Source organism: Paraburkholderia dinghuensis, assembly GCF_003837865.1.
GTDB classification, from domain to species: Bacteria; Pseudomonadota; Gammaproteobacteria; order Burkholderiales; family Burkholderiaceae; genus Paraburkholderia; species Paraburkholderia dinghuensis.
The window spans coordinates 1-1,388 of record NZ_RQIS01000052.1 but is presented as its reverse complement, the minus strand read 5'-3'; the positions used below and the strand labels follow the sequence as shown (position 1 = coordinate 1,388).

Here is a 1,388-nt window from a genome sequence, read left to right as displayed (position 1 = left end):
AGGTCAGGCTCGTCGACGCGCTGCCCGAGAGCGTATCCAGACCGCTCGACAGCGACGCAAGGCTGCTCGTCGTGCCCGAAAGCGTCGTTGCCAGCGACGTCACGTCTGCCGCACTCGACACCGAGAGGCTATCCAGCGTGCTGCCCGTACCGGTGAGGCTGGTCGAAAGCGAGCTGACGTCGGCCGCCGAGGACGAAGACAGACTCGAGAGATTGCTGGTGGCGCCTGCCACTCCGCTCGACAGCGACGACATATTCGCGGTCGTCAAGGTCGAAAGGCTCGCGACGTGGCTGGCAGTCGTGTCGATGCCGGTCGACAACTGCGCGGCATCGAGGCCGACGCTGGACAGGCTGGCCGACAGGCTATCGGCATTGCCCAACATCAGCGCAAGCTGCTGGCTGGACGTCGTGGACAGATCGGAAACGCTCGTCGACAGCGAGCTGAGGCTCGTCACCGTGGCCGTGGACAGGCTCGTCACGCCGCCGGTAGTCGCGCTCACGCCGCTGCTCAGCGACGCAAGGCTGGCGTCCGTCGATGTCGACAGGCTCGACACCGTGCTGTCCGCCGTCGCCATCGCCGTCGACACCGACACCAGACCCGTCGACGCCGACACCGACAGATCCGCCACATTGCTGGCCGTCGTCTGCAGGTTCGTCGACAGCGACGACACATTGCTGTTGGTCGTGTTAATCGCCGTCGACAGGCTCGAAACATTCGAGGTCACCGTCGACACGCCCGCACCGATCGTGGCCGACATGTCGGTCATCGCGCTCGACAGCGAACTCAGGCTCGTCGAACTCGACACTTCCAGACCGGACAGCGTGCTATCCGTCGTCGACAGTTGCGTGTCGACCGCCGTCATCCCGACCGACGCCGAGACACCCAGGTCCGCGATGCCGCTGTTCACCGTCGACAGGCTGCTCGCCATCGACGACACCCCCGTCGACGTCGAACCCGCCAGGCCCGCGACGTTGCTGTTCGTCGTGGACAGGCCGCTCGAGAGCGAGACGAGGCCGGTCGACGCGCTACCCGAGAGCGTATCCAGACCCGTCGACAGCGAGGTCAGGCTGCTCGTCGTACCCGTCAGCGTGGTCGACAGCGACGTCAGATCCGCCGCGCCCGACACCGACAGGCTCGTGAGCGTGCTGCCCGTGTTGACGAGGCTGGTCGACATCGACGTGACAGCCGAAGCCGCCGACGTCGATACGTCTGCCAGCGTGCTGCTGGCCGTAGCCGCGCCCGTCGACAGCGACGCAAGACCCGTCGACGCCGAAGTCGCGACGCTCGCGGTCGTCGACGCCAGCGTGTCGACACCCGTCGACAGCGAAGCCAGACCCGTCGACCCGGAGGCCTCCAGCGAATTCAGCGCAGTCGACAGCGACGTCGCG

1 protein-coding gene and 1 pseudogene are annotated in these 1,388 nt (G+C 66.7%); one reads left to right on the top strand and one right to left on the bottom strand.

All coding sequences use genetic code 11. The features are described from left to right. Nucleotides 1–499 (bottom strand): annotated as a pseudogene (locus tag D1Y85_RS26840) (adhesin); the annotation flags it as partial. On the opposite strand from D1Y85_RS26840, the gene D1Y85_RS26835 reads away from it, so the two are divergent. Continuing rightward, nucleotides 462–1,388, top strand: a 927-nt coding sequence (locus tag D1Y85_RS26835) for a hypothetical protein (RefSeq protein ID WP_221410349.1), incomplete at its 3' end; no start/stop codon positions are given. The pseudogene D1Y85_RS26840 and the gene D1Y85_RS26835 overlap by 38 nt on opposite strands.